The sequence below is a fragment of the Ktedonobacter racemifer DSM 44963 genome, assembly GCF_000178855.1.
Taxonomy (GTDB): domain Bacteria; phylum Chloroflexota; class Ktedonobacteria; order Ktedonobacterales; family Ktedonobacteraceae; genus Ktedonobacter; species Ktedonobacter racemifer.
The window spans coordinates 1,718,173-1,740,026 of sequence record NZ_ADVG01000001.1 but is presented as its reverse complement, the minus strand read 5'-3'; the positions used below and the strand labels follow the sequence as shown (position 1 = coordinate 1,740,026).

The 21,854-nt window shown below is 55.3% G+C and carries 19 protein-coding genes and 2 pseudogenes; 11 read left to right on the top strand and 10 right to left on the bottom strand.

Annotation, left to right across the window (positions count from 1 at the left end; translation table 11 throughout):
- Positions 1–584: 584 nt before the first annotated feature.
- A complete protein-coding gene (locus KRAC_RS07615; RefSeq protein ID WP_007905786.1) occupies positions 585–2,843 on the top strand; it encodes an FUSC family protein in 2,259 nt (752 codons plus the stop codon).
- 178 nt (positions 2,844–3,021) lie between these two features.
- Here KRAC_RS07615 and KRAC_RS07610 read toward each other — a convergent pair whose 3' ends face one another.
- A complete protein-coding gene (locus tag KRAC_RS07610) occupies positions 3,022–3,210 on the bottom strand; it encodes a hypothetical protein (protein ID WP_007905785.1) in 189 nt (62 codons plus the stop codon).
- Between the two features lie 33 nt (positions 3,211–3,243).
- Here KRAC_RS07610 and KRAC_RS79335 point away from each other — a divergent pair.
- Positions 3,244–3,606, top strand: a pseudogene (locus tag KRAC_RS79335) (DUF5946 family protein); the annotation flags it as partial.
- Positions 3,607–3,611: 5 nt separating this feature from the next.
- Here KRAC_RS79335 and KRAC_RS70155 read toward each other — a convergent pair.
- From KRAC_RS70155 to KRAC_RS07590, 4 genes are all read right to left on the bottom strand, one after another.
- Complete coding sequence (locus tag KRAC_RS70155) at positions 3,612–4,112, bottom strand: endonuclease III domain-containing protein (RefSeq protein ID WP_211221253.1); 501 nt, start codon at positions 4,110–4,112, stop codon at positions 3,612–3,614.
- An 89-nt stretch (positions 4,113–4,201) separates the two neighbouring features.
- On the bottom strand, positions 4,202–4,792 hold the full coding sequence (locus tag KRAC_RS07600; protein ID WP_244421978.1) for a hypothetical protein: 591 nt from the start codon (positions 4,790–4,792) through the stop codon (positions 4,202–4,204).
- On the bottom strand, positions 4,753–5,253 hold the full coding sequence (locus tag KRAC_RS07595; protein WP_007905782.1) for an IS1/IS1595 family N-terminal zinc-binding domain-containing protein: 501 nt from the start codon (positions 5,251–5,253) through the stop codon (positions 4,753–4,755). Before KRAC_RS07595 ends, KRAC_RS07600 begins: the two co-directional genes overlap by 40 nt.
- 100 nt (positions 5,254–5,353) lie before the next feature.
- A complete protein-coding gene (locus tag KRAC_RS07590; protein WP_007905781.1) occupies positions 5,354–5,824 on the bottom strand; it encodes a methyltransferase family protein in 471 nt (156 codons plus the stop codon).
- 290 nt (positions 5,825–6,114) lie between these two features.
- Between KRAC_RS07590 and KRAC_RS65470 the strand changes: the two are divergent.
- The 4 genes and pseudogenes from KRAC_RS65470 (at position 6,115) to KRAC_RS07565 (ending at position 10,358) form a co-directional block, all read left to right on the top strand.
- Positions 6,115–7,651, top strand: a pseudogene (locus tag KRAC_RS65470) (zinc ribbon domain-containing protein).
- Between the two features lie 195 nt (positions 7,652–7,846).
- Positions 7,847–8,653, top strand: a complete 807-nt coding sequence (locus KRAC_RS07575) for a hypothetical protein (protein ID WP_007905779.1) — start codon at positions 7,847–7,849, stop codon at positions 8,651–8,653.
- Between the two features lie 117 nt (positions 8,654–8,770).
- On the top strand, positions 8,771–10,156 hold the full coding sequence (locus KRAC_RS07570) for an IS701 family transposase (RefSeq protein WP_007905777.1): 1,386 nt from the start codon (positions 8,771–8,773) through the stop codon (positions 10,154–10,156).
- On the top strand, positions 10,140–10,358 hold the full coding sequence (locus KRAC_RS07565; RefSeq protein WP_040442092.1) for a hypothetical protein: 219 nt from the start codon (positions 10,140–10,142) through the stop codon (positions 10,356–10,358). The genes KRAC_RS07570 and KRAC_RS07565 overlap by 17 nt, the downstream gene beginning before the upstream one ends.
- 46 nt (positions 10,359–10,404) lie before the next feature.
- Here the strand turns inward: KRAC_RS07565 and KRAC_RS07560 are convergent, their stop codons facing one another.
- Together KRAC_RS07560 and KRAC_RS07555 are read right to left on the bottom strand one after the other, a co-directional pair.
- Positions 10,405–11,211: an ABC transporter ATP-binding protein gene (locus tag KRAC_RS07560; protein WP_007905769.1), complete on the bottom strand. Its 807-nt coding sequence runs from the start codon at positions 11,209–11,211 to the stop codon at positions 10,405–10,407.
- 21 nt (positions 11,212–11,232) lie between these two features.
- On the bottom strand, positions 11,233–12,690 hold the full coding sequence (locus KRAC_RS07555; RefSeq protein ID WP_007905765.1) for an ABC transporter permease: 1,458 nt from the start codon (positions 12,688–12,690) through the stop codon (positions 11,233–11,235).
- Between the two features lie 359 nt (positions 12,691–13,049).
- Between KRAC_RS07555 and KRAC_RS07550 the strand changes: the two genes are divergently transcribed.
- Positions 13,050–13,802, top strand: a complete 753-nt coding sequence (locus KRAC_RS07550) for a 2-phosphosulfolactate phosphatase (protein ID WP_007905762.1) — start codon at positions 13,050–13,052, stop codon at positions 13,800–13,802.
- Between the two features lie 7 nt (positions 13,803–13,809).
- Here the strand turns inward: KRAC_RS07550 and KRAC_RS07545 are convergent, their stop codons facing one another.
- Positions 13,810–15,114, bottom strand: a complete 1,305-nt coding sequence (locus tag KRAC_RS07545) for a WD40 domain-containing protein (protein ID WP_007905761.1) — start codon at positions 15,112–15,114, stop codon at positions 13,810–13,812.
- Positions 15,115–15,290: 176 nt separating this feature from the next.
- Between KRAC_RS07545 and KRAC_RS07540 the strand changes: the two genes are divergently transcribed.
- The 4 genes from KRAC_RS07540 to nadA all read left to right on the top strand — a co-directional run bounded on the left by KRAC_RS07540 (position 15,291) and on the right by nadA (position 19,835).
- Positions 15,291–15,704 (top strand): secondary thiamine-phosphate synthase enzyme YjbQ, encoded by a 414-nt coding sequence (locus KRAC_RS07540; RefSeq protein WP_007905760.1) that lies wholly within the window; start codon positions 15,291–15,293, stop codon positions 15,702–15,704.
- A gap of 354 nt (positions 15,705–16,058) precedes the next feature.
- Positions 16,059–17,753, top strand: coding sequence for an L-aspartate oxidase (gene nadB / locus KRAC_RS07535; protein WP_007905759.1), 1,695 nt, complete (start codon positions 16,059–16,061; stop codon positions 17,751–17,753).
- Positions 17,746–18,588, top strand: a complete 843-nt coding sequence (gene nadC / locus KRAC_RS07530; protein WP_007905757.1) for a carboxylating nicotinate-nucleotide diphosphorylase — start codon at positions 17,746–17,748, stop codon at positions 18,586–18,588. The genes nadB and nadC overlap by 8 nt, the downstream gene beginning before the upstream one ends.
- A 59-nt stretch (positions 18,589–18,647) precedes the next feature.
- Positions 18,648–19,835: a quinolinate synthase NadA gene (gene nadA / locus KRAC_RS07525; RefSeq protein ID WP_007905750.1), complete on the top strand. Its 1,188-nt coding sequence runs from the start codon at positions 18,648–18,650 to the stop codon at positions 19,833–19,835.
- A gap of 82 nt (positions 19,836–19,917) precedes the next feature.
- On the opposite strand, the gene KRAC_RS07520 is transcribed toward nadA, so the two are convergent.
- Positions 19,918–20,211 (bottom strand): hypothetical protein, encoded by a 294-nt coding sequence (locus tag KRAC_RS07520; protein WP_007905749.1) that lies wholly within the window; start codon positions 20,209–20,211, stop codon positions 19,918–19,920.
- A 150-nt stretch (positions 20,212–20,361) separates the two neighbouring features.
- Positions 20,362–21,630 carry a GAF domain-containing protein gene (locus KRAC_RS07515; protein ID WP_169460869.1) on the bottom strand — a complete coding sequence of 423 codons (1,269 nt, stop codon included), beginning with the start codon at positions 21,628–21,630 and terminating at the stop codon, positions 20,362–20,364.
- Between the last annotated feature and the right edge of the window lie 224 nt (positions 21,631–21,854).

The window sequence follows — 21,854 nt, the reverse complement described above, 5'->3', positions numbered from 1 at the left end:
ACGGATCGTATGCTCGTACCACTGAGTTCTGGATAGATGAGCCTGTTTTTGAAAGTGCCTCGCGTTTTCGAGCACAAAGAATTGCTTCTCCTTGTTCTATTTATGTGCTTATCACCGAGAATGATACCACTGGCGAACCTTGGAGAGAGCCATACGACAGGCATGTGAGAAACGCATTGTGGATGTTCTCGAAGCGGCTAGCATTCATGAACCAAACAGATGCCCAATAAAAGATGTAATTGCTGACCTATGCTGCATCAAGTTGAAGACTCATAGGCCTTCAACTTGATTAAGATCCGGAGCCGCTCTTTACAATGCGATCCTGATGCTCCTGAGGAGGGTTCGCCAGCGGTATCGAGAATGTGTAAGAACCAAGAATTATGACAAACAACAATGAACCATTTCATAGCAGTTACAGATGAGCTTTTGAGCCATATTGTGGCACTGTTACCCATATTTGGCAGCGAAAGCGCAGGTAGAGAAAAAAAACGGACTTTATCTTTGGAGGTTTGGACGATTGACGACTCACTGCCACGATATGGTTTACCGTTCCCAAATGGGACAAACGATGAGGAAGCAGCGCAATGAGCAAGTCCTCGACGGAGGGAAGCGAAAGCAAGTGGAAGGAAAAGAGACCATCATCGCGAAATGTAGAGAGGGAGCCCGGATCGTGGCTTGCATCCCTTGGAACTTCCTGGCGAGCCGTCTGGCAGTTCGACCGCTCGCAGTTCACATCGTTCCAGGCCATTCGTTGTACGCTAGGCTTCATGCTCCCGCTGGCTCTTGGCGTGGCAACGGGCCAGGTCACTGCAAGCCTTGTCATCGCTGTCGGTGGCCTCTTGCTTGGCTTAGTTGGTCTGCGGGACCCCTCCCGGACGCGAGCGCGAGGCATGTTGTTAGACAGCCTGTTTATGGCGCTCTCAGCGCTGGTTGGAGGCATCACAGGGAGCGTTGGCTGGCTGCTCGTCCTGGTCACGGGCATGTGGGGTGTTGTCGCGGGCGTGTTTGCTTCAGTCAGTCCGATGGGTCTGATAGTTGGCCTGCACGCGTGCAGCGCGCTGGTCGTCTTTGCCCATTTCGCACTCACTCCAGTGCAGGCACTCCAGATCGCGGCACTGGTAGGTATTGGCGCCTTGTTCCAGACGCTGCTCACGATCATCCCTTCGCCATGGACCAACACGGCACCTGAGCGATCCGCGCTGGTGGCGATTTATCAGAAGCTAGCCGCGTATGCAGCCAACGTGTTCAGCGGACAGGATGTATTGCAACTCGCCGATGTCTTGATACAAGGGCAGACAACGCTCTTCCAGAGCGATACCAGAACAGAGCAAGGGAAACTGTTTGCCCGGCTCCTCGAGAAAGCAGAGCGTGTGCGCCTGACGCTCACCATCCTGGCAAGCAGCGCTCGGCAGTTGACCAGAGAGCAGCAGCGAGAGGGAGGCGCCAGCGATCATCTGTGCCGCATCATGCAGGCCAGTGCAGGTGAACTGCGAACCATCGCGCAGGCGTTACACCCGTCTCGTCACTTCATCGAAACGAGTGGCTCCGAGCCAGAAGAAGCCATTCAACAATCCCTGACTGAGCTGAGCATGTTGGCTCAAACGTCCGGCGGAAAGCCTGAGATAGAGCGGATCCTCCCCTATTGCACAGCCCTGCTCAGCGAACTGTATCTGGCCAGGAGACTGGCCGTCTCCTGGAGAGATGCACGGCAAGGTTGGTCTCTTCGCACCCATTTCCTCTATCCTCGACCGCCACGCCTGCATCTTGCAGATCCCTGGTCCAATCTTCGCGCCAATCTGACCTTGCAGTCAAGCGCATTCCGCCACGCACTGCGCTTGGGGATAGCGCTCTCCCTGGCAACCGCCCTCTACCTGGTGTTTCACTTGTCGGCAGACCGCGGCTACTGGATCCCCCTGACGGTGATGCTGGTCCTGAGATCCGACTTCATCACGACCTTCACGCGCGGCATCGCGCGCCTGCTTGGAACGATGCTCGGTGCTGTCCTGACAACTTTGCTGGTCGTCTTCCTTCAGCCATCGCAGCCGATGTTAGTGGCGATCATTACCATCGCGGCCTATTTGATGTATTCCACCTTGCCGGCCAATTACGCCATTTTTTCAGCTGCCGTTGCTATGGCTGTCGTTTTCCTGGACTCCTTCACAACCTCCCAGACGGTGATGACCGCAGCATATCGGGCGATCGATACGGCCATCGGAGGAGCACTCGCGCTGCTGATCTATGCCCTCTGGCCGACCTGGGAGCAATCCCAGGTGCCGGCTACGATCTCCAGGCGCATTGAGACGCTTGGGCACTATCTCGACGCCATCTTGCACCTCTACGCCGATCCCGGTGAGCTGCAAACAGTCACGCTTGACCAGCGGCACCTTGAAGAGCGCCTGGCACGTTCAAACGCCAGAGGCTCAGTCCGTCGGATGCTGCAGGAGCCGAAGGCTCACCGCGTTCCTGCTGAACTGGCAGAGGGACTGCTGGAAGCAGCTGATCCTCTTACGCGCCGTGGCCTGACACTGGAAGCATACCTGCGCGACCATGCGCAGCGCTCTGCCCTCCCCGCAATGGCCACATTCGGCCAGCAAGTCGATGAAGCCATGAGCAGGCTAGCAGCTGCGCTGCGTGAAGGAAGGCAGCCACCACCGTTGCCAGACCTGCCAGAAGCGCTCCGAGCCCTTCAAGCGGCTGCTAGAGCAGACAAACAGGCGCAGGATGAGGCGCGGGCGCAGTGGAATTTTCTCATAGCAGAAGCGAAACGGATCGTCAGGAATATTGAGGCCATCCGACAATTGCTTTTGCAGGATTCCGCGCCAGTCGATCATCTGCGCATCTAGAATGAGGCTGGGGAAGCCGGTTTCTGCTCATCAGTCTCATTCTAGATGCGCAGGTTCTTCTGTGGGCAGACTCCCTGCTCATGCTTTCCAGCCTCGTCAACAAAAGTGCGTTTGAGCCTTCAAACGGGGCTCACCCGCACTTTTGTTGACGGGCTCACCCGCACTTTTGTTGACGGGCTCACCCGCACTTTTGTTGATCAAGTGCGAGATGCATGGTCGGACCAAGTTTGATGTGCTCCACTTGGAAGTGATCCATGTCGCGTAAGTGCATCTGCCCACTGCCCACCTTTTCGCCTCTGGGGTTGCACCAACGTGCCAGAGCACCTATACTGCTTTTCAGGAACACTCTGGGAAGGATTTCCATCATCGGGGAACCTCCTGCTCAACCGAAGGTCATGAGATGTCAAAACCCTGTCTCCAATGTGGTGCTGTACTTCTCGAAGAGAGCACCTGTCAAACAATCCACGAGGAACTCTTGAGCTTTGAAGCGCTCAACGCTGTGGCTCATTCGATTCACTTTCTCCACGTCACTTGCTTCCTGATCCAACATGAACGCTACAGCGATGAGGCTCTGGTCTGGGCACAGTCAATGCTGCAGGTCCATCTAGATGCAAACCTGACAGAACAACAACTGCTTCGTTCTCTGCGCTCAGATAGGAAACAGCAGGCTTCTCATCCACGCACTTGGAAGTTCAATCGCTCGGCAGACGCGCGACCTCTCCCCAAGATCGCATGGCCTTTGACGATTGTCGACGTTGCTCAATACCTTCACAATGCGCAGATGTATAGCGAGCGAGTGAAGCAGTGGGCGCAGGCCGTCGTTTTCGGTCCCACTCCTTCAAAACGATTGAGCCATGCTGCGCTCTCTTCAAGAGGTAACTCGCATAAAAAGTCAAGGTTAAGGCTTCCTCTCTCCTGTGTAATTTGGCGGAGTACTGCTTGAATACGAGGCGCTTTCACTTCAGGAAAGTTGACATTCGCAATTGTCTCTTGGATTTCTGGTGTTGGTGCGTCTCGTACTGCTTCCCACGAGCCAAAGTGATTCAACAGATTCTCATATGCCACATCTGTTTGTGCGTCATAAGTACGGTGCGAAAGGAGGATTTCGACCAGCATACTCATCGGGTCTTTGCTGGAAAAAGGTAGCTCCCCGTAAAGCTGCGTTAACCGCCTTGTGACTTCGACAGCTTTCGCAGAAAGGACTGCAATGTCAGCAATCGGATAGCCATAATCTCTGGGATCGCGTGTAGATTGGCTGGTTCGTTTCACACATGTCTCCCCTCTTACTTGAGCACAACATACACTGTATATCACGAACCCCCATAAAGAAGGGTTCCAAATTGTGGGTAGTGACTCCTCTAAGAGGTGATAGGGAGTCGAGTAGTCAACAAGTCTTGGAAGGACCAGAGATGATCAGTCACGCCCAGAGCCATTGCTGGAGATCGATGGTGATAGCGATGAACGCCATCGACAATCTGAAGCGGCAGGCGTAGAGCGTAATGAGCCCGATGGAAATTGTGATCGAAGATCTGCAAGCCGACCAGCGCATCCCAGGTCGCGTCTCGTTTGGCAAAAGCATGCGTCTTGCGGGTCAGCGCATTCAACCGATCACGCAACGCACCATGAAGTCGCTCCACGTGCACGGTCCCGGCGGGTCCCTGGCTTGCTCCCATCGCCATGCGGATTGCTACTGACAGGAGGCGTCCATGCTCATCACGGTGTTTGACTGTTTGCGTCAACGACACGGTGTCAGGCACCACCAACTTGCGCCGTCCGGTTTTGCCCTGACGCGACTGGGGTTGGCGATAGGCACGATGGAGAATGGCCGCATAGCCATGCCAGCCATCACTAAACCAGCAGAGCGGGCGGCGATGGGTTCGCAGGACCGTCCTGCTGACGGCCCGCGTCATCAGGTTCTCGCCCAGCGGTCCGGTGGCACTGGCAACCACGAAGCGGCTCTCCCGATCTTGGACGAGGCAAGCCCAGCGTGCTCCTTCGTCGGACGCCCCTTCAGTCCCCTTTTTTTCTGGACAAACGACCAGAACTCATCGATTTCCACCTGGCTCACGTGCAGATCGCAAGCCATCACCTGCGTCAGGGCCTCGGCATGCTCTGCTGCTCGCTTGAGCCAGACACTGATCGTTTCGTATTTGTGCCCGGTGATCTCCTCGGCAGCCCGCAAGCTGCCGCGCCGCATCACCACCAAGAGCGCTTGCGCTACCTCGGGGGCAGGCGTCTTCAACCCATACATCGGCGTGCCTTGCGTTGCTCCAAAGTACGTCTTACAGGTGCGGCACAGATACCGTTGCCGTCCCCGGTGGCTGCCATTGCGCACAACGCGCGGCCCTGAGCATGCGGGATTGGGACACGTTGGCAGACTGCTCTGCTCCTCTGCTTCTCGCTTGTTCATCGTTCACCTCCTCCTCTCTATTCTATCACCCCCTTCCGGAGTCACTACCAAATTGTGAGGCAGGAGGCGAAAGATACAAGTAGAACTGAGTCGCTTTCCTTTAGAGCCAGCGAGGCACGCGCTCTTTGTAGCTGGTATATTCAGGGCCAAACTTGTCTTCCAGGTACTTTTCTTCCCGTTCAATCACACCGATACGTATAACACGTAGTAGGACTGGCAGCAGCAGCAATGGCCAGACGCGATTCATGATGAGCGCGAGTCCAGCATAGAGTAAGGTGAAGGCGCTATAGATAGGGTTGCGTGTGAGCCGATAGGGCCCATGTTGAACGATGGTTGTGGTGGGTCTGGTAGGCGGCAGCGCCGTACCCGCCTGGCGCATCTCACGTATGGCCATGATGCCTGTGGTCAGGCCAATACCAAGGAGGGCTCCGCCAACAAAGGAGCGTGCCGCGCGTGGAATCAGGCGCAGTGGAAGCCATGAATCCAGGTAAAGACCAAAAAGAAATGTTCCGGCGTAGAGCAGTGGTGGCGGGGCTATGACGTTGGCCTGGTCCTCGTTGTTGCGTTTCATATCCTCCATCTCCTTCTCCGATCACAAATTGTCCCGTTCTTGTGCACGGGGGTCAGTATCTCGCGAGATGTATCTCTTCTCGAGTATGGCACGTATCAAACCTCTACAACGTGACAGGATAGGGCTTTAGCCCGCCGCAAGCCACGGTTCTTTAGACCGTGGTGAGGCGTGTTCTTGGGCTTGAGCCCTTATCAAACCTAGTACGAATAGAACACATGTTTGATAATTTCAAATCAGCAGAGTATTCTCTAAGAGAAATACCATATATTTTGTGAGAGGAGGTACTGAACATGGCAAAAGCCACGAAAACCATCAGGCAGGCGTTGCACTATCCGCCGCAGTATGCTGCCTACTTCGCGGCAAACCAGGTCCTCTTCAATCGCGTCGTAGCCTTTTATTTCGACTGTATCCAGGCACACGAAGGTCTTCTTGCCCTCAAAAATAAGGAGGCCCTCACGGCCCTGGAGAAACTCACCCATGGAACGGGTGCGAACCCCCATCCGATCATGCCACTCACCGATCTCGCGCCAGATATCCCGGCGATGTTCAGACGTGCCGCCATCAATGCGGCCCTTGGTTCGGCCCGCGCATTTTCCTCCTCCCTCAAAACATGGCGAGCACGGAAGCAGAAACACGAAGCCAAACAGACGAGATCGGGAGGGAAGAAGAAGCCATTCAAGGAGCGACCACCAGTCCCGCCCCGATCATGGAACAAGTCAATTCCCTTCTATGCGGGAATCTTTCGTGAGCGCCATCATCACTCTCTCGTGCTCAAGGTCTGGACCGGTTCCTGCTGGTCCTGGCTCAAGGTTCACACGCTCTCACGCGATCTGCCCGAAGGATTCGAGATGGGGAGCCCTTCCCTGGTGCGCATCAGGGATCGCTGGTGGCTGCATACTCCCATCGAAAAGACCTTCGAGACTCCCGCCAAAGTCGTAGAGCAACTCACCACCGCCCAGACACGTATCTGTGCGGTGGACCTCAATCTCGATCATCACTTAGCTGTGTGCAGCGTCCAGGCAGGTGACGGCACCATCCTGGCTACTTCCTTCATCGGAAATGGCGCAGCGGTATCGGGCACAAGGCGCGCAACTACTTGGACGCATTGCACGCAACCGATCACAGACTGGCATCATTGCCGAGAACGAACAGGACAATGCCGACCTCTGGGCCAAAATCAGGCACGTGGACGAACAGATCGCGCATCTGGTGAGCGCTCGCATTGTCCAGTTCGCGAGCGAGCACAAGGCGAGCATCCTGGTTTTTGAACATCTGGGCAACCTGCAACCGGAGAAGGGCACGTATTCGCGCCGGAGCAATACCAAACGCGCCTACTGGATGAAAGGGCGCATGTTCCGCTACGCAACGTACAAAGCCTGGCAGGCGGGCGGCATCATCACCAGCCGTGTGAATCCGCGCAATACGAGCAGAGAATGCCATCGCTGTCACGCCGCTGTCATTCGCTATAACCAGGGACACCCTGTGGAAGGCTACACTCCCGGTGCCGCGCTCTGTCTCTGCCCACAATGCCAGATGCGCGATCATGCCGACAGAAATGCCAGTTTGAGAATCGGACAACGCTTGATCGAGCGTACGCAAGCACCTTTGAAGGAAAAGCCTCATGCTCGTTCGCAACGTGCGAAGAGGGAGTCGAAAGACTCAGGTGTTGGGATCTCCCAGGATGCCAAACGCCAGATGGGACCATCTCTCCCTGCGGCCAGGCGTGGAGATCATGCCAACGGGGATGGCACCTCCCAGGGGAGAAGGCGCCGGATGGGCGCGCCTCTCCCAGATATTGCGTCCCAACTACGGGTTCACTTTGAGTAGTGGCTACGCCACCTGTCTCACGAACCCGACTACGGCACAGTGTCAGAAGCTGCTCGGCTTTAGCCGATGCGGAGTGTCACAGGATAAATAGTTTTATGCGTGAGGGATCTTCGTAACGCTTCTTGTGGCTCATTCGTGATGAAGATGGTAGGTTCCGCATAAGAAGGATAGAGGTGTTTGCTAAAGGAGGCTGGTATGACTGATATGGCTTTGGGACAGGAGGTTGTGCGCCAGAAGTTGGCGGCATTTGAAGAGCTGCGGCCAGAGTTTGAGCAGTGTTTTCGCTTTGTGCAGGAGGCCCATGGCCAGAAACGCTTTGTCTCCTGCTCTGTCGGAGATATAGTGTACTATTTGCATGCACGCTGGATCTGTGATTGTAAGGGCTATCTTTTGAGTGTGCCTCATTCGCATAAAATATATGAGGGCCGACGTGGCCTGGAACTGTTGCGCGAGTGGCAAACCGATAGCAATAGCGCGAATGTGATCGCTTTCTTGCAGCGTAAGCTTGACACTCTCCCTTATGCCGCTCTGACGCGCCAGATTGAGCAAGGGCGTTTGCGGCATCAGAATGATGGCCTGGAGAGACGTCTATTGCATGGGCGCACGATTTTACTGAATCGTGGTTTCAATTTGTTGCTTGCACTGGATACGCTGTTCTCCCTCTCGCGTGAGGAGCTAGCTGCAGAGGTTCACGCAGCTTGCGAGCGGTATGGACATCTCCTGGAACAGATTGAGCTGCAACTGGCGCTTCTGGATACTCCCCTGTATAGTTATGTTCCTCATCAAGTGCTGGCTTGCTTGAACATGACGCTCATGAATAGGTTTGGAAGTGATGTGCTGGCTCAGGAGGGGAATGCTCCCGGTGAGCGCTCCTGGCGTGTGTTACCCGCGAAGGAGCCGTTGGCGCCGCCCGCTGAACATCTCTTTCCCGCCTACCAGGACCTGACCCAGACCGGGCATAACAACATCATGCACCACCGTTTTAATAGCCCAACATCCTAGCGAGTATGACTAGAGCCATGCTGGAAGGAATGAACTCTTTCCAGCATGGCTCTAGTATTACAACGAGACTTTTTGGGGGTATACTGAAAGGAGATCTGTACCTGGAGGTGAAATCCAATGTCTCTCATGGTCGATATCACCGCCGAGCAGCCGCCTCTTCCAGGTCAAATGACAGTACAGGACTTGACCTCAGAAGAGGTAGCTTCCCTGGCCGAAGAACTGCTGGCTTATCATCAGCACTTCGCCCCGTTGTTCTATCGGCGCGAACAGCGGGAATGGGCGGAGATCTATGTGCGCGGGCTGCTCACGGCTGATGTTCCCCGCAAAAATGTCGAAGCCATGGCTCTACGCCTGTTGGGGGTGGGACCACATGCAGAACGAGAGGTGCGTGCCCTCCAGCAGTTCATTGGGGAGGGCAAGTGGGACGATAACGCGCTGTTGGCCGAGCATCAGCGCTTGGTGAACGAGACGCTCGGCGAAGAGGATGGGGTGTTGATCGTAGATGGCTCCGATTTTCCCAAACATGGGGATCACTCGGCAGGCGTGGCGCCTCAATGGTGCGGCCACACGGGCAAAAAGGACAACTGTCAGGCTGGCGTCTTTGTGGGCTATGCCAGTCGCAAGGGGGCCACGTTACTTGACCGGCGGCTCTACCTGCCTGAGTCCTGGTTTGCTGAGGATCATCGGACGCTGTGGCAGGACTGCCAGATTCCCGACGAGACCCGCTTTCAGACCAAGCATGAACTGGCAGCCGAGTTGGTTGAGAAGATCATGGCTTCCGGTCGTCTCCAAGCCCGGTGGGTCGCCTGCGATGAAGGATTTGGTGACTCTCCTGCCTTCCTGCAACGGCTGGATGCGACAGGCTTGTGGTACTTAGCCGAGGTGCCGCGCGATACCAAGGTTTGGCCACTGCTAGAAGTCGATGGACAAACGCCACGGGATCGTCCAAGCAGTTGGATTCACCCGCAAGTTTCCTCACGCAAGGGGCCAGTTCCTCGACGAGAGCGTCTGCATCCCAGCAGTCCGGCGAAAGTGCCGCTGGAGGATCTCGCCAAGCAGTGGCCAGCTTCCGCCTGGCACCGCTTTCGCCTGCTGGAGGGACACAAAGGCCCCCTGGTGGCCGATTTTCTCGTGCTCCGTGCCATCTTGCCGCTTGATCGTTTGCCAGGCCCAGAGGTCTGGGTGGTGATCCGGCGCAAAGTCAGCGGTTCGCCAGAGGAGCCGGAGTGGAAATTTTACCTGAGTAATGCGCCCCTGGGGACACCGCTTGCCACCTTTGTGCGGGTGAGCGGGATGCGCTGGCCCATCGAGACGTGTTTTGCCGAGTGCAAAGGGGAACTCGGGATGGACCACTACGAGCTGCGTTTTTGGCGCGGCTGGCACCATCACATGACACTCGTCATTCTCGCCCATCACTTCTTGGTTCGATGGCAACAGCGCCTGAACCAGAGAGAGGGGGGTCCTACGACCAACAACCACACGCTCTTTGCCCACACCGGCTGAGGTGCCCAACCTGGACTCGCATCCCTCTCTGCCGCTCAGCATCGCTCAGGTGCGCTTGCTCTTGCAGGTTGCCTTGCCTCAGCCCGTGCTGGATCTGCCTGCAGCCCTGGCGTTGATCGCTTACCAGCAGCGCCACAACTACGCTGCCTATTGCTCTCATCGCAAGCGCCTACTTGCTCAGTTGCAAGGGCTACGTTGGTAAAAAGTCTCGTTGTAATACTAGATGCATATGACCAGAAGTGAAGCCGCTATCTTCTACGCTTCTTCTTGAGGGTTGGCTGAGGCGCAGGTACGACGACGCCACTGATCTCCTCGATCTTGCCATCTTCAATCTCGATGCGCACATCCGCCACCTTCGCTACGCTGCGATCATGACTGACTACGATGACCGTGCGCCCTTGATTCGCCAGACGCTTTAACAGGTCTATAATGCGCTTGCCATTCTGTGAGTCCAGGTTTCCAGTCGGCTCATCCGCCAGGATGACTTTGGGATCGTTGGCGAGTGCCCGCGCGATGGCGACGCGCTGCTTTTGTCCACCTGAGAGCCTGCCGGGGCGATGCCGGTGGCGATTCTCATCGATACCGACCTGGAGCAGAAGTGTCCGCGCTCGCTCGCGCATGTCGGCTCGCGACTTTCCTCCTGCCAGCTCCATTGGAAGCATGACATTCTCTAGCGCCGTCAGATTGGGAATCAGGTGAAACGATTGGAAAACGAAGCCCACGTTTTGACGCCTGAACGTGTGCTCCTTTGGTCCGGTCAGGCTCATCACATTAATACCATCGACGACCAGTTCGCCTCCAGACGGCTTATCCAGGCTTCCAAGAATATAGAGCAGGGTCGATTTGCCGCTGCCGCTGGGACCCATGATGGTGACAAATTGTCCCTCTGTAAAGACAAAGCTTGCGTCATCTACGGCCTTGATGACCTCACCATACAGCTTAAAGTGCTTGCTGAGATGCTCGGCGACAATCGTAACAACCGGCTCTTTCTGAACAGTTGAATCTTTCTCTAGAACTTCGGGCGTGGCCGCGTCGACAATAGTCTCTTCTCCCATGATTTTTCCTCGCTTCTCAGGCTAGTTGTTGCCTTTTCTCAACACGACCGCAGGTCGGATGCGCGCGACATAGAGCGCGGGAATGACGCTTGTTAAGATTGCCAAACCGATTCCCAACCCCATGATGATGAGCAATGTTTGCCCGTTAAGGGTCACTGTTGATAGGTGAATATCGCCAAGCTGCTGCGTTAATCCCTGGCGAAAGCCCTGGAAGCCACCCTGAAAGCCCTGGAACGATGGACCTCCCTGTGTGCCTTGTGTCGTTGGAGTTCCTCTCGTCATAAATGAGCCTCTGCCAGCTACAGAACCAATATCACTGGATGCAGTGGAGACATCAAACTTCTGTGAGATGATGGGGCCAAGTGTCACGAGAAGCACGGTCGCGACCGCCGATGCCAGGACACTGAGGGCCAAGACTTCCGTCCAGAACTGCCCTATTACCTGCCAGTGTGAGGCACCTATTGCCTTGAGCGTGCCGATTTCCGCGGTGCGTTCGCGAACGATAACGAAGACCGAGAAGATGATAATCGCGGCCGAGGTGGCTATGGCGACGATGAGCGCTAGCTTGATGCTGTTTTGTGCGGTACTGAGCGCACTAATCGCGCTTGAGTACATCCTGTTCTCAGTGACGACGTTGTATTTACTGCCCAGTGCTGTGCGGATAGTGGTTGCAACGGTGTCTACCTGGTCATAGGTCGTGGCATAGGCCGTAATACTGTCGACGCCACTGACAGCGTAGAGCTTTTGCATGGTTGCTAGAGGCAACGTAAGTGTATTATTGGCTATTGCTGCGTCTGAGGTGTAGAGTCCAATAACTGTGAGCTTGGTACCCTTGAGCGTAAAGGTTGAACCAACTTTAAGATTATTTGTGTCGGCCAGTGTCTTGCTCATGAGCGCGACGTTTGCCGTAGCATCGCTCGTCTGGAGGCCGCGTCCAGAGGTAATTGTAGGTGTGCCACCCTGGATAGTGAAATGCGTGGAGCCGCTTGAAATACCATAAATCGAGGCTGGAATAGTCCTGCTTTGTCCATTAGGCATCTGGACACTGGCGGTCTTCAATTCCTGATTGGTGTCATAGCGCCTCAGGCTCTCCTCGACACTGGTAACGCCAGAAACTTTTTTGACTTTATCGATAGCGTCAGATGGTATCGGCGTACTCGCGTTTTGTGATTGGAACAGATTGAAGCCGCCATTATTGCCATTCCCACCACTACCACCATTGCCACCAGGGAAACCTTTATCATTTCCGTTGTTGTTATTCCCATTATTCTGTGTTTGACTCTGGTTGTCGGTCACATAACTGATGGTAACGCCCGTTCCTACCTCTGAGCGCACTTTGGTAAGTTGCTGCTGCGCGCTACTGTTGAGGCTGACCATGGCCGCAACAAACATCAAGCTTGCTCCCAGTAGCAAGACGATGAGCAGCAGCCGTAGTGGATTCCGCACCACATTTCGCATGCCGCGTAAGACTATGCCCATGCAACTAGTACTCCTTCGTTTGGTTCGTCAGCCTGGTGACTGGTTTCATTTTTTTATCAACGATGCCTGCTGGCTTCTTAGCTACGAAGGATAGCGGAAATTTATCAGAGAGTCTTCAGAAAAGTGTAAAAGTAGTGTAGGAAATTGTAAAAGAAATTTAAAGCAATCGATGTGTAATCATTATAAATGCATATTTAGGGGAGAAGAGTAATCAATGTAATGTGTAGATTTGTGCGCTGTGATGTATCAAGGTGTTTTGTTTAACTGCTAAGAGCCAGGCAGAAAAGGTGGACACTGCTTTCTAGGATGTATATAATGTTCTGTACGAAAAGAGCCAGAAACTGAAAAGAGGAGCATGCATGTATTTCTTGCAGGAAGCCTATCGCTGCCGCCTGGAGTGGGGGCGGCGTGGTGTCGCTGAGGCGGCGGCGCGCGGCGATATACTGGTGATTATTGATGTTCTTAGTTTCTCTAGCGCGACCGTGACCGCCGTCGCTCGCGGAGGTCGTATCTACCCCTGTCCTCTTGAGGCCGATACCGCTGAACTGGCGCGGCGCGTGCAGGGGGTGGCAGCGGTTTGGCGTCGCAAGGTTCCGCAAGAGGGGCGCTTTTCGCTATCGCCAGCGACCATGCTCTCGCTTGAACCGGGAATGTGTGTCGTGCTGGCCTCTCCCAATGGCGCGACTTGTAGCCACTATGGTCGTTCCGTGTCGCATCTACTGGTTGGCTCATTGCTCAATGCGCAGGCGGTCGCGAACGCGGTGGCCTCGTTGTTGGCAGAGAATGAGCAACGCGCGGTGAGCGTTATCGCCTGTGGCGAGCGCTGGCACGAACCCTCGGAGGATGGCACGCTTCGTTTCGCCCTGGAAGATTACCTGGGGGCAGGGGCGATCCTCTCTTCCCTGGATACCTTCTCTCAGTCGCCCGAGGCCCAGGTGTGCGTGGGAGCCTTTCGCCAGGCCAGGGAGCGACTCCCCGAACTCCTCCAGGGATCGTACTCGGGCCAGGAATTGATCCAGGCGGGGTTCCCTCAAGATGTCGAGCATGCAGCCAGGCTGGATCTCTATAGCTGTGTCCCGGTCATGCGTGAGGGCTTTCTCGAACAACTCTAATAGTGCGTCAACGGGCCTGCCATACCTGGACGTGTCCGTCGAGCAGGCCCGTCGCAACGAACTTACTATCGGGTGACCAGGCCAGGGTCCAGGGGGTCAGACCTTCGGGCAGGTAGGTATAGATGCTGGTGCTCCTGGTGGGATCCCAGAGCTTAACGGTATTGTCGGCGCTACTGGAGACAATCTGCCTGCCATCGGGTGACCAGGCTACCGCTTGAATGACCCCATTGTGCTCCCGGTAGACCTGGCGCGTCTGGCCTGTTGCCGCGTTCCAGACCTGAACCGTTGTGTCGCTACTGCCCGAGACGATGAAGGCGCTATCGTTTGACCAGGCAATGGCTGTTACTTTATTATCATGCTCGGTATAGATGCTGGCGGCGTGGTCTGCGTTGAGGTCCCAGATATGCACCGTGTGATCCCAGGAGCCAGAGGCTATCTTCCCTCCATCGGGTGACCAGGCGACGCTGTAAACGACATCCTGGTGTCCCCGGTAGGTGTAGGCGCTGCGCCCACTCTGGGTGTTCCAGACGTTGACGGTGCCATCGTTGATGGCGGCTGCCAGAAAATCACTGCCAGGTGACCAGCTCACCTCCCAGATGGTATCGCTGGCATGCCATACCTGGAGTGTGCGCAGGCTATGCGCATCCCAGATACGCACTGTGTTGTCAGAGCCTGCTGAGGCCAGGAATTTTCCATCAGGCGACCAGGCGACGGTCTGAACATTTTTTGTATGTCGGGCATAGACCTGGTCGTTTTGGCCTGTAAAGGCATCCCAGACATGAATATGTCCCCCCTTTAAGTCCTGGGGACCCGCGGCTGAGGCGATGCGCGAGCTAGTTGGGGACCAGCTCACACTGCCCACCGATCCTTCTCCACCCGGATAACGATAGCGGAGCGTACCTATGCCTGTATGGGCTTGTGTGGTTGTAGGATGTAGCCAGGTTTGAGCGCGTCGCAAGAGCGTGTCTCGCTGGAAATAGGCTACTGAGCCACTGGCACCGAGGAACAGGGCCGTGGCACTGCACCAGGCCAGGGCGCTTCGTCTGCTGCGACGGCGCGGCTGCCTCTGGGGCAAGGGTGTATGGGGAGCAGCGCTTGAATCAACGGGAAAGGTGGTCGCGCCAGCTATGTGCTGTCGTGGACTCGATATGGAGGGCCTGTTTTGTGTGCCTGTTGGCTGCGCAAGAATGATAAGGGATTGTTCCGTGGTTCCTTCCCTATTTGGGTCACGCACAAGTAGGCCACATTTGCCACAGAATGTGGCATTGCTATCTACTGCCTCTCCGCATTTTTTGCACGTTCTACGCTCCATAGCCACCCCTCCAAAATCACACACCGCTTAAAAAAACATTTGCTGCTATTGTACTAAAAAAAAGAAGTTTTTGAAAGTAGCACGTGCAAGGTAAAATATTTGGAAGAAGTGCCGGAAATTTGTTATTCTGTGGGTGTTCTATTGTATTCCAGCCAAAATAATAAGGAGTGGTTTCTATGAAGACGCATACTGCGTACATTTCTTTGCATACGAAGAAGCGCCGGGAGTTTGTACCCCTAACGCAGCAGGTTGAACAGATTATCCGTGAGAGTGGTATTCAAGATGGCCTGGCGCTGGTCACCTCGATGCATATTACCGCGGCGGTCATTATTAATGACTATGAAAGCGGTCTATGGCAGGATATTATGCAGTGGCTAGAGGAGATCGCGCCTGCGAAGCCCGATTATCTGCATCATCGCACCGGCGAGGACAACGCGGATGCTCACTTAAAACAACTGCTTCTGCATAACCAGGTCGTGGTCCCCATTACCAATGGCGAGTTTGACTCTGGCCCCTGGGAACAGATCTTCTATGTCGAGTTTGATGGGATGCGCGATAAACGCGTCCTGGTAAAAGTAATCGGGGAATAGAGGAAATACAATGCTGGCGTGGCGCTCCCGACGTACACCAGGAGCACCACGCCAGCATTGTATTTCCTCTCTACTAGGCCTTTGGTACTAGCTTTAAGGATAGGCAAGGTACGACTTTTTGGCCCTTGTGTTTCTACTCCCTTGTCTGGTATACTTTCTCCTACAAAGGTTAGTGTATTTACAACACCTTTTCTTTTTTGTCCGGCTTGTAAGTGTACAAAATACACTTACAAGAAATGAGACTACTTCCTCTCTGAAACCCTGAGCGCGCGTGCCCCCGAATGGGGAAAGCGCTAGTCACGCGAGTGACGTTGGATTTCGGAATAAGAGCTTATTCAAAGGAGAATAAGGGGTATGCCTATCCTGGATGGCCAGCCCTTTGCTGTCGCAATTATAGGTGGAGGAATCGCGGGTTTATCACTTGCCCTGCGTCTTCCCGAGACGATGCCTGTGGCCTTGCTTACTAAGGGACAGCTTGGCGAGAGTAACACCCGCTATGCGCAGGGTGGGCTTGCGGTTGCCTTGGGGCAGGACGACAGTTCAGAACTACATTTTCAAGATACTATGGCTGCTGGTGCTGGCCTGTGTGATGCGGAGGCGGTACGTATTCTGGTCGAGCAAGGACCAGGGGCGGTGCGCTGGCTCATGCAACAGGGCGTGGAATTTGATCGTGCGCAACCTGGAAGTGATGCCTATACAACCCCTGATGGGTTCTTGCTGGGCCGCGAGGGGGCGCATTGCCGCTGGCGTGTCCTGCATGCCGGTGGCGATGCTACCGGCGCGGAGATCGAGCGCGCTTTAATGAAAGCTGTCCGCCAGCGACCTTCCGTGACCGTGTTTGAAGAGACGTTTGTCGAAGAACTCTTAGTAGAAGATGAGCGCTGTGTGGGTCTGCGGGCCAGCAAACGTGATGGCACGTCCCTGGCTATCTTCGCACAAGCAACCGTGCTTGCCAGCGGAGGTGCGGGTGGCCTCTGGCTCCATACCTCTAATCCCTCGGGGGCGACAGCTGATGGCCTCTCTCTGGCCTGGCGCGTGGGTGCCGCCCTGGTCGATCTTGAGTTTATGCAGTTTCACCCTACCGTCCTGGTGGTGAATGGCACTTCGCACCTGATCACGGAGGCGGTCCGTGGAGAAGGTGCCTACTTACGCAATCACGCGGGCGAACGCTTTATGCCGCGTTATAGCGCGCAGGAGGAGCTTGCTCCACGCGATGTCGTGGCGCGCGCCATTCTTAAAGAGATGCTGTTGGAGGAGACGGATTGCCAGTTCCTTGATCTCCGTCACCTGCCTGCCGAGAAGATGCATGCACGTTTCCCCACGATCTCGGCGTTCTGCCGTGAGCATGGGCTGGACCTTGCTCGCGATCTGCTTCCCATCGCTCCCGCGGCGCACTATTGTATGGGGGGCGTGATGGTAGATACATGGGGACGAACCTCTGTGCCTGCGCTCTACGCGGTTGGCGAGGTCTCCTGTACTGGCGTCCATGGCGCGAATCGGCTTGCCAGCAACTCGTTGCTAGAGGGATTGGTCTATGGCCTGCGCATCGCTGACGTGCTTGCCTCGGGTCAGCAATCACATGCACAGCCAGACCCTCAATCGACGCTGCGTGCCTCCTCATCGCTGAATGTCTATGTTGAAACTTCACCTATTGACATACAGTCATTGGGTCTTGCGCATGATATATCGGCCACACAGGTACGTAGTGAACTGAGGCAGCTCATGTGGCAATATGCCTCACTCTCGCGCAGCCACGACGGCCTGGAGCTGGCCAAAGGACGTATTCGCGTCTTGCGCTTGCTGGTGGCAAGCAAGCTGGAGACAGAGGGTCCATCTCCGTGGCGCGAAGTGCATAATATGTTGCAGGTCGCTGAACTTGTGATGGTGGCTGCGCAAGCGCGTTGTGAGAGCCGTGGTAGCCATTGGCGTCTTGATTATCAGGCGACCGAGGAACGGTTACAGCAGCGCCACTTTGCCTGGCAGCGGCAAGCGGTAGGTGTAGAGTCGATCACTCAGGTCGTCCAGGAAGGAAGTTGCCCTCATGCATAAAGCTATTCTTGACTTAATTACAGCGGCGTTCGAAGAGGATGGAGCTTATGACGATATTACAACTCTGAGCACCGTCTCGCCCGAGGCGCAGGCGCGTGCCCAGATTGTGACGCGTCACGAAGGCGTGGTTGCCGGACTCTCTTTGGTCCCTGAGGCCTTCCGTCTGTTCGATAGCCGGATCTTTGTCGAATTGGTAGTCAATGATGGCGCTCATGTGCAGGAGGGCGATGTGCTGGCGCGTATTCAAGGTCCGGCGCGCTCGGTCTTGAGTGCTGAGCGTGTGGCACTGAACTTCCTGGGACGCCTCTCGGGCATTGCCTCGCTGACTGCGCATTGTGCTCGTGCGCTTGAGGGAACACAGACACGTATTCTGGATACGCGTAAGACTACTCCTGGCCTGCGTCGCCTGGAGAAGGAGGCCGTACGCCTGGGTGGGGGCCAGAACCATCGCTTCGGTTTGAGCGATGGGGTGTTGATTAAAGACAATCATATTAAAGCCGCTGGAGGTGTTGCGCAGGCTGTTACTGCCGCGAGATCTCTTGCTCCTCATTTACTGAAAGTCGAAGTTGAGTGTGAGACGTTGGACGAAGTGCGAGAAGCCTTACAGGCCGATGCCGATGTTATTCTGCTAGATAATATGGATGCCACGCTTATGCGCCAGGCCGTTACCATTATTCGTGAGCAGAGCCCGCGCGTCCTGATTGAGGCCTCGGGCAATATCGGTACCAACACAGAGCGCCTGGTTGAGGTGGCTCAAACGGGAGTCGATTTTATCTCGCTTGGCGCCTTGACACACTCTGCACCCAACTTCGATGTCTCTTTGGAATTTGCATAGTGATGTAGCTGCCGGATGAAGGCGCACATATGACTACCTATTCATGGAGGAGAAGATATATGGCAATCGATACAGCTTGCGCGGAGAGCCAGGAGTCGCGTATCCTGCCGCTGCTCAATCCAAAGACACGTGCCAGGCATGACTTGTCGAAGCGTTCTGACGTCATTCCGACCTTCTACGCCGAGATGGACGGCGACGAACTCGACCGTCGTATTGCCGCGGCCCGTGCCGCTCTGGGCGAGCGCCTGGTCATCCTTGGCCACCATTACCAGCGCGATGAGATCATTAAATACGCTGATTACCGTGGTGACTCATTCAAACTGGCGCAGCTTGCCGCCGAGCGTCCCGAGGCCGATTATATCGTCTTCTGTGGCGTTCACTTTATGGCTGAGAGCGCCGATGTGCTCAGTGGCCCGCACCAGAAGGTAATTCTGCCCAATCCCGCCGCTGGCTGCTCCATGGCCGATATGGCCAATATCACCGAGGTCGAGGAGTGTTGGGAGACCCTGACCGACGTTCTGGGCGAGGATGCCGGTATCATCCCCGTGACCTACATGAACTCTGCAGCCAATCTGAAGGCTTTCTGTGGGCGCCATGGTGGCATTGTCTGCACCTCTTCGAATGCCCCCGCCGTCATGAAGTGGGCCTTTGAGCAGGGCAAGCGCGTCCTCTTCTTCCCTGACGAGCATCTGGGACGCAATACGGGCCTGAAATTTGGCATTCCCGATGATGCGATGACGATCTGGAATCCGAAGAATCCCATGGCCGAGAACGATGCCGAGGACCGCATTGAGCGCGCGAAGATCATTCTCTGGAAGGGCTACTGCACCACGCATATGCGCTTCAATGTGCAGCAGATCGAGAAGGCTCGCGTCGACTATCCAGATATTAAGATTATTGTCCATCCCGAGTGCCGCCGCGAGGTCGTCGAGGCTGCGGACCTCTATGGCTCGACAGAGTACATCATTCAGCAGATTGAGAAGGCGCCCGCTGGCACGAAGTGGGGCGTCGCGACAGAGATCAACCTGGTACACCGCCTGGCGCAGGAGCATCCCGACCAGTTCATCTTCTGCCTCGACCCCATCGTCTGCCCCTGCTCGACGATGTACCGCATCCATCCAGCCTACCTGGCCTGGGTCCTGGAGGGCCTGCTGGATGGCGAGGTTATCAACCAGATAAGCGTTGATCCCGACACAGTTCACTGGGCACGCGTAGCCCTGGAGCGCATGCTCGCCCTCAAAGGCTAATATCGGCATCTTATAAGATTGTCACCGAAAAAAGGAGTGGGACGTTGGCGGACATACATGAGCCAACGCCTACTCCTTTTGGCTATACATTCGGGCTGGTTGGATCAACGTAGTCCGGACCAGTATCCAGGCTTGTGAGCATAACCAGGGAGTTGGCCGGTACCTGGGTAACCAGCTCTCCATTTTTTCCTTGCTTACTTGCCGCCACAGGTAGATTGAAGGCTTCCCAATCCTGAAATGAGGGCAATTTGCTATCGGGTTCGTTGACCCCGTTGGTATAGCGAATATTGCTATATCCGCGTTCGTGGATCAGGTGGTGAAGCAGGTCGCTCAGTGCAGTGGCATACTGGTTGGTGTGGTAATCCCAGGGCTTCATAAGTTTCGGCATCCCATTCAATACCAAAGCCCAGCCAGGGCGTGCGTGTCGCGTCAGTACATACATTCCGCAGTTAATTGACAGGAATCCGGGAATTGGGAAGCGTAGGGTCTACGGAGGAGGAGGACGCACTGAAGGGCAGTCACGAGTCTACTTGTTCCGACGAGGTGTCATCGAGCGTTTCCTGAGCGAGCAGCAAACGAGCAGCAACCACTGGATCCGCAACAGGATAAACCGTTTCATAAGGTACCTGTGGCGATTCAGAGCCGTTAGCCGACGCTGGGCCAACTGCAAATTGCCCAGGATTCCCGCCAGAGGAGTACGCAGTTCGTGATTGGCCAGGATCAAGAAGTCATTGCTGAGGCGATGTACTTCTTGCAGCATACTCTCTTTGATGCGGGCCTCAGTCTTCTCGTGCAAGCCACGGAGACATTCCATGACGAGCACTGCCTGGGTTGCGGCAGCTTTCACCAGTTCGATCTCTTCGGGAGTGTATCCACTCTCTCGACCTGTCTTAAAGACGCAGAGTAAGCCGGCCAGTCGCTGCTTGAGAACGAGAGGGAGGAACAGAACCTTTTCTGAACTCAGGTCGCCGAGACTAGCTGGAAAAGAGACGCGATCACCAGGGAGAATGATTTCCTGGTGTGCGTGAAAACGAGCAACCGGTTCAGCGTCAAAAGCCTCTGAGAGCATGCAGAGTGCGCCTTTCGCTCGTTCGGATCGTTCTTGTTCGGCGGTGAAACCACTGCCCGCAACGTAATGCAGGTATTCTGCTGGCCCTTCCACAGCCTTCAGCATTACCTGGTGGCAATTCAAGACATGGCGGATAACATCTGCCAGTTGTTGAGCAATGAAGACCTGTGGAGGCGAGAAGAGTGGAGAGACATGGCGCAACATGACCAGATCTTGCTCAGGAAAATGCTCAGGAAGATGGGCAATGGCTTCGGTCAGATTGAGCACTGCCTCGTGAACGCGTTGGAGGTGGAGGGCTTGCTGATCTCGCTGCGAGAGTTTATGGAAGAGAAAAATCTTCCCTCTGACTTGCTTCTGAGAATCGAGTACTGGTGAACAGGACTGCTTCACTGCGATCTTCCGCCCAGAAGGGACCCGGAGCAAAAACATGGCTTCTAATGGATGGAATATGGCCTCTTCTTCGCTGCCGGGCTTTTCTGACCAGCGTTCTAGGGCAACTGGTCGCTGCTGCTCGCTTTGGAGCACATAGCGCTCAACGAATGTGTGGCAATCTCTTCCTCGACACTGGTCTTCAGAAGAGACTTCAAAGAGCTTCAGGGCTGCAGCATTGAGCCGGAGAATCTTTCCATTCTGATCGCAGGCAATGACACCGTCTGGAAGGCACGCAAAAATGGTTTCCATTTGCTGGAGCTGCGCGGTCTCGTTGTGCGCAGCAAACGGTCTCATTGTTGCTTTCAACAGCGTAGATCGGCGAACATGCTTTTTGGCAGGCGCCCTATCCAGCCGCTGTTTCCTCTGCAGGGCGCGCTGCTGGCTTTTACCCACTATTTTCTCTTTCTCAAAGAATGCTCAACACTTCTCGATAGGACTTGTCGACGAAGGAGAGGCAAGACCGCACGATTATACATCATCTGCTTGAGCGGCCTTCTCCCTTTTGTTGGAGGAGGTGA

What these genes read in the sequence shown, in the direction of transcription:
- KRAC_RS07555 (WP_007905765.1), bottom strand. Translation starts at nt 12,690, where the DNA reads ATGGGCATAGTCTTACGCGGCATGCGAAATGTGGTGCGGAATCCACTA.
- nadB (WP_007905759.1), top strand. Translation starts at nt 16,059, where the DNA reads ATGCCTATCCTGGATGGCCAGCCCTTTGCTGTCGCAATTATAGGTGGA.
- KRAC_RS07610 (WP_007905785.1), bottom strand. Translation starts at nt 3,210, where the DNA reads ATGATGGAAATCCTTCCCAGAGTGTTCCTGAAAAGCAGTATAGGTGCT.
- KRAC_RS07570 (WP_007905777.1), top strand. Translation starts at nt 8,771, where the DNA reads ATGTCTCTCATGGTCGATATCACCGCCGAGCAGCCGCCTCTTCCAGGT.
- nadA (WP_007905750.1), top strand. Translation starts at nt 18,648, where the DNA reads ATGGCAATCGATACAGCTTGCGCGGAGAGCCAGGAGTCGCGTATCCTG.
- KRAC_RS07520 (WP_007905749.1), bottom strand. Translation starts at nt 20,211, where the DNA reads ATGAAGCCCTGGGATTACCACACCAACCAGTATGCCACTGCACTGAGC.
- KRAC_RS07615 (WP_007905786.1), top strand. Translation starts at nt 585, where the DNA reads ATGAGCAAGTCCTCGACGGAGGGAAGCGAAAGCAAGTGGAAGGAAAAG.
- KRAC_RS07595 (WP_007905782.1), bottom strand. Translation starts at nt 5,253, where the DNA reads ATGAACAAGCGAGAAGCAGAGGAGCAGAGCAGTCTGCCAACGTGTCCC.
- KRAC_RS07545 (WP_007905761.1), bottom strand. Translation starts at nt 15,114, where the DNA reads ATGGAGCGTAGAACGTGCAAAAAATGCGGAGAGGCAGTAGATAGCAAT.
- KRAC_RS07540 (WP_007905760.1), top strand. Translation starts at nt 15,291, where the DNA reads ATGAAGACGCATACTGCGTACATTTCTTTGCATACGAAGAAGCGCCGG.
- KRAC_RS07575 (WP_007905779.1), top strand. Translation starts at nt 7,847, where the DNA reads ATGACTGATATGGCTTTGGGACAGGAGGTTGTGCGCCAGAAGTTGGCG.
- KRAC_RS07560 (WP_007905769.1), bottom strand. Translation starts at nt 11,211, where the DNA reads ATGGGAGAAGAGACTATTGTCGACGCGGCCACGCCCGAAGTTCTAGAG.
- nadC (WP_007905757.1), top strand. Translation starts at nt 17,746, where the DNA reads ATGCATAAAGCTATTCTTGACTTAATTACAGCGGCGTTCGAAGAGGAT.
- KRAC_RS07515 (WP_169460869.1), bottom strand. Translation starts at nt 21,630, where the DNA reads ATGAGACCGTTTGCTGCGCACAACGAGACCGCGCAGCTCCAGCAAATG.
- KRAC_RS07590 (WP_007905781.1), bottom strand. Translation starts at nt 5,824, where the DNA reads ATGAAACGCAACAACGAGGACCAGGCCAACGTCATAGCCCCGCCACCA.
- KRAC_RS07550 (WP_007905762.1), top strand. Translation starts at nt 13,050, where the DNA reads ATGTATTTCTTGCAGGAAGCCTATCGCTGCCGCCTGGAGTGGGGGCGG.